The 5,034-nt window shown below is 73.3% G+C and carries 3 protein-coding genes; all 3 read right to left on the bottom strand.

What is annotated here, in order from left to right; all coding sequences use genetic code 11:
- A partial coding sequence (locus MXD58_RS19690) for a nucleoside triphosphate pyrophosphohydrolase (protein ID WP_250609701.1) occupies positions 1-926 on the bottom strand: 926 nt, incomplete at its 3' end.
- A gap of 20 nt (positions 927-946) precedes the next feature.
- Positions 947-1,714 carry a SurA N-terminal domain-containing protein gene (locus MXD58_RS19685; RefSeq protein WP_248836527.1) on the bottom strand — a complete coding sequence of 256 codons (768 nt, stop codon included), beginning with the start codon at positions 1,712-1,714 and terminating at the stop codon, positions 947-949.
- Positions 1,715-1,786: 72 nt separating this feature from the next.
- Positions 1,787-5,034, bottom strand: a 3,248-nt coding sequence (gene mfd, locus MXD58_RS19680) for a transcription-repair coupling factor (RefSeq protein WP_250609700.1), incomplete at its 5' end; no start/stop codon positions are given.

Raw genomic sequence — 5,034 nt, 5'->3', positions numbered from 1 at the left:
GCGCCGACCGGGTCCGCGCCGACCGGGTCCGCGGCGGGCGGCACCGGGGCGGGCGGCACCGGGGCGGCGAACGCGAGGTCGACCGGCACGCCGACGCCGCCGGCGCGCCCCAGCAGCTTCGCGGCGAGGGACAGCGCCGGCTGGGACAGCGGCACGCCGTCGGTCACCGAGGTACGCGCCTTCTCCGTGGACTTGATCACGTCCCAGTTGGTGACGACGTCCGCCGAGCCGGCGACGACCACGTCGGCGAACACGTGCGGATGGCGGCGGATCAGCTTGGCGGACAGGCCGGCCGCGACGTCGTCGACGTCCCAGCCGTCGTCCGGGCGCTCGGCGGCGACCCGGGCGTGGAAGAGCACCTGCATGAGCACGTCGCCGAGTTCCTCGCGCAGCTCGGCGAGGTCGCCGTCCTCGATCGCCTGGTATGCCTCGTAGGTCTCCTCGATCAGGTACGGGGCGAGGGACTCGTGCGTCTGCTCGGCGTCCCACGGGCACCCACCCGGGGACCGCAGCCGGTCCATCACGGCGACGGCGTCGAGCAGCGCCGATCCCGGCAGCTCCACCGTGGCGACGAGGGTGACGACGGCGAGTTCCGCCGCGCCGCCGGACGGGTCGGCGTCGGCGAGGGGGTCGAGCGAGTGGTCCAGCGGGGTCGGTGCGCTCGGGTCCGGCAGCCAGGCGATCTCGTCGATCGCCGGGTCGGGCAGCGCGGCCCGCAGCAGGCCGGCCAGCTCGGCCGGCCCGGCCAGCACGGTGGCGTCCACGACGGTGACGCTCGCTCCGGCTGCCCGCAGCGCCTCGAGGTGCGGATGGCCCGGGGCGCCGGTGAGAACGGGCACCCGGCGCAGGAGGTCCCACGCCGGCGCCGTCAGCACGCCCGGGGCGACGCGCGGGCTGACCCGCACCACCGTGATCCGCAGGGGCATGACGGGCCTCGCTTCCCGGCTCAGGACTGGACGCTCAGGTCGACGGCGGGGGTGGGCCCGGGGGTGCTGGCGATCGTCCCGTCCGCGGCGACGACGGAGAACTGGCCGGAGTCCCAGCGGCCGAACCGCGGGTTGACCGAGACCGGGTTCGCCTTCTCCGCCTGGGCGAACACGGGACGTAGAGCGTCGCCGCGCTCGGTGGCGACGATCAGGCGGGCCAGGTAGGGCTTGGCCTGCGGGTAGGTGAGCGGGAGGCGGCCGAACATCCGCTGCGACTGGTTGTAGGCCTGGCGGGTCTCGGCCTCGGTCGCCAGCAGCTTCGGGGAGACCTGGTCGCTGATGGCGGACTCCAACGCACCGGCACGCATGATCACGTCGACGTCGGCCGGGGCGACGGCGGCGGCGGAGAGCTGCTGCTGGAAGGCGTGCAGGCTGCCGTACTGCAGGACCGCGAACGCCTGGGTGTACGCCGCGACGTCACCGTCGCTCACGGTGATTCCCCGTCGGCGCGCCTCGTCGGACAGCAGTTGTAGCTGGACGAGCGAGCTGAGAGTCCGCTGCTGCACGGCGGGCGGTTCGAGCGCGCCCGGCGCGGCCTGGCTGGTCTGCGACGCCGGTGCGGCGGCCGAGGTGGCCAGGCCCCGGCTGACGATGTCACGCAGCTGGGACGTTTCGATCGTGTACGAACCGACCTGGGCGGCGGCCCCCGCGTGCGTCGTGCAGGCTGTCCCGGCGGCCAGGACGACCACGAGCATCCCTACGCCGGCGAGGAGACGGGAGAGTTTCACACCACCGCACGCTATCCCGTCAGGTGTGGCGGAGCACACCTCAGTACCGGCTTCTGTCATGTCGCCGGCCGCTCAGCCCGCGGCGGCAGCGATCGAGTCGCCGGCGACGGCCGCCATCAGCTGGCCGGCCCAGGCCAGCAGCGCCCGGTCCCGCAGCGGCCGGGAGCCGATCCGCCCGGTCTCCGTCGGTGCCGGGACCAGCACCGTTCGCACCGTCGACTTGACCACCGCACCCTTGTACAGGCGGGTGAGCCGCAGGGTCTGGCTCTCGCGCAGCTCCAGCGGGGCGAAGCGGATCTGCCGGCCGGCGGCGGTGATCTCGGTGACGCCGAAGCGGCGGGCCAGCACCCGCAGGCCCGCGACGGCGAGCAGGTTCTCCACCGGCTCGGGCACCGGGCCGAACCGGTCGACGAGCTCACCGCGCACCTCGTCGATGTCCGCGTCGCTCACCGCGCCGGCGAGGCGGCGGTAGGCGTCCAGGCGCAGCCGCTCACTGGGCACGTAGTCGTGCGGCAGGCTCGCGTCGACCGGCAGCTCGACCTTGACCTCGGGCGGCTCCTCGACGGCGTCCTTGCGGTATTCGGCGACCGCCTCGCCGACCATCCGCACGTACATGTCGAAGCCGACGGACGCGATGTGGCCGGACTGCTCGCCGCCGAGCAGGTTGCCCGCGCCGCGGATCTCCAGGTCCTTCATGGCCACGGCCATCCCGGCGCCGAGGTCGTTGTGCTGCGCGATCGTCGCCAGCCGGTCGTGCGCCGTCTCGGTCAGCGGCCGGTCCGGCGGGTAGAGGAAGTACGCGTAGGCGCGGTCACGGCCACGGCCGACCCGCCCACGCAGCTGGTGCAGCTGGGACAGGCCGAACACGTCGGCACGCTCGACGATCAGCGTGTTCGCGTTGGAGATGTCCAGGCCGGACTCGACGATCGTGGTGCACACGAGGACGTCGAACTTCCTCTCCCAGAACGAGACCATCACCTGCTCGAGGGCGTCCTCGTGCATCTGGCCGTGCGCGGTGGCGACGCGCGCCTCGGGCACCAGTTCGCGCAGCCGGGCGGCGGCCCGGTCGATCGACTCGACCCGGTTGTGGATGAAGAAGACCTGCCCCTCCCGCAGCAGTTCCCGGCGGATGGCCGCGGCGACCTGCCGGGCCTCGTAGGGGGCGACCGAGGTGAGCACCGGGTGGCGTTCCTCGGGCGGGGTGTCGATCGTGGACAGCTCACGGATGCCGGTGATCGACATCTCCAGGGTCCGGGGGATCGGGGTGGCGCTCATCGTGAGCACGTCCACGGCCGTGCGCATCTGCTTGAGCTGTTCCTTGTGCTCGACGCCGAAGCGCTGCTCCTCGTCGACGATCACCAGGCCGAGGTCCTTGAACTTCATCTCGCCCGAGAGCAGCCGGTGCGTGCCGATGACGACGTCGACGCTGCCGGCGGCGAGCCCCTCGAGGGCGGCCCGCTGCTCGCTCGCCGAGTTGAACCGGCTCATCGCCTTCACGACGACCGGGAAGGCGGCGTAGCGCTCGCTGAAGGTCTGGAAGTGCTGCTGGACCAGCAGCGTCGTCGGCACCAGCACGGCGACCTGCTTGCCGTCCTGCACCGCCTTGAACGCCGCCCGCACGGCGATCTCGGTCTTGCCATAGCCGACGTCGCCGCAGATCACCCGGTCCATCGGGACCGGCTTCTCCATGTCGGCCTTGACCTCGTCGATCGCGGCGAGCTGGTCGGGCGTCTCGCGGAACGGGAAGGCGTCCTCCAGCTCGCGCTGCCACGGGTTGTCAGGGGCGAACGCGTGGCCGGGCGAGGCCATCCGGGCGCTGTAGAGGCGGATCAGCTCGCCGGCGATCTCCTTGACCGCCTTGCGCGCGCGGCTCTTGCGCTTGGCCCAGTCGGCGCCGCCGATGCGGTCCAGGCTGGGGGCGTCCCCGCCGACGTAGCGGGTGATCTGCTCGAGCTGATCGGTGGGAACGTAGAGCCGGTCGCCACGGGCGTACTCCAGCAGCAGGTACTCGCGCTTGGCACCGGCGACGGTGCGGGTGACCATCTCGACGTAGCGGCCGACACCGTGCGCGTCGTGCACGACCATGTCGCCGGGGGCGAGGGCGAGCGGGTCGATGCCCTTGCGCCGCCGGCTCGGCATCCGCCGCATGTCCTTGGTGGTGACGCCACGCGCCCCGGCGATGTCGCTCTCGGTCAGGACAGCGAGGCGCAACGTATCGCTGGTGAAGCCGGTGGCGAGCTGCCCGCGGGTGACGACCGCGACGCCGGCGGCCAGCTCCGCGGACTGCGCGTAGCGGGCGCCGAGGTCGGCGTCGCCCAGCATTTCGACGAGCCGCTGGGCGGGACCGTGCCCCTCGGTGACGAGCAGGACCCGCCACGACTCGGCCAGCCAGCCCTTCACGTCGGCGATGACCGCGGCGACGTCACCGTGGTAGAGCCGGGCCGGTCGCATGCTCGCGACGACCGTGTTCTCGCCCTCGATGACATCGGTGACATCGGTGACGGCGGCGGCGCCCTCGGCGTCCCCGGTGTCGGCCGTGGTGGGGGCCGCGGCGAACGGGCTGACCGACCACCAGGGCAGGCCCAGCTCGCCCGCCCGGTCGCGGACGTCCGCGATGGTGCGGTAGGCCGCGGCGCCGAGATCGATCGGGGCACCGCCACCGAGCGCCGCGACGCTCCAGGACGCCTCGAGGAACTCCTGGCTGGTCCGCACCAGTTCGCTGGCCCGGGTGCGGACCCGCTCCGGGTCGCACACCAGGACGTGGGTGGCCGCGGGCAGCTCGTCGAGCAGCAGCGACATGCCGTCGACGAGGACCGGGGCGAGAGCCTCCATGCCATCGACCGGAATCCCATTGGCGATCTTGTCAAGCATGTCGAGCAGTTCGGGATGCTCGGCGGCGAGCGCGGCGGCGCGGGCCCGCACCGGGGGCGTGAGCAACAGCTCGCGGCACGGCGGCGCGAACAGCGTGACCCGGGCGGCGGCGTCGCCGTCGGTCGGCTCGTCCGCGGGCAGCGCCCGCTGGTCGGCCACGGCGAACCGGCGGAGGTCCTCCACCTCGTCGCCGAAGAACTCGACCCGCAGCGGGTGCTCCTCGGTGGGCGCGAAGACGTCGAGGATCCCCCCGCGCACGGCGAACTCGCCGCGCCGCTCGACCAGGTCCACCCGGTGGTAGGCGATCTCGACCAGCCGGGTGACCACATCGTCGAGGTCGGCGGTGTCGCCCACGGCGAGGCTGACGGGCGCGAGCTCACCGAGGCCGGCGACCTGCGGCTGCAGCACCGCGCGCACCGGCGCCACGACCACCCGCGGCGGCCCGGCGG

Source organism: Frankia sp. AgKG'84/4, from assembly GCF_023242965.2.
In the GTDB taxonomy this organism is placed as follows: Bacteria; Actinomycetota; Actinomycetes; order Frankiales; family Frankiaceae; genus Frankia.
The sequence above is the reverse complement of the archived record's forward strand: the minus strand, read 5'-3'. Positions and strand labels throughout refer to the sequence as shown.